General features: G+C 36.2%; 1 protein-coding gene. It reads left to right on the forward strand.

From position 1 onward, the window contains the following. Window positions 1–14: 14 nt before the first annotated feature. A partial coding sequence (locus tag ACHRV0_RS21735; protein WP_395442536.1) for a hypothetical protein occupies window positions 15–240 on the forward strand: 226 nt, incomplete at its 3' end.

Raw genomic sequence — 240 nt, forward strand, 5'->3', positions numbered from 1 at the left:
TAAAAGAGAAATTTATGTACCCAAAAACTAGTTTTTTTATATACTGTTTTTTAATTATTGGTTTATTTGCCAGCTGTCAGCCTAAAGACACCTTTAGCTGGAATGCAGGTTTCTCTGCACCAAAATATTATGGAGCATCTGGTCCTTTTGTTGAGTTTTATTATCATGGACAAAGTATTGCAGGATCTTCTTCTGGTGCGGGAATAGATCAAGGCTGGGAAATTACTAGCGGAGGTTATG

The sequence above is a fragment of the Flavobacterium sp. FlaQc-30 genome (assembly GCF_044005885.1).
Lineage (GTDB): Bacteria > Bacteroidota > Bacteroidia > Flavobacteriales > Flavobacteriaceae > Flavobacterium.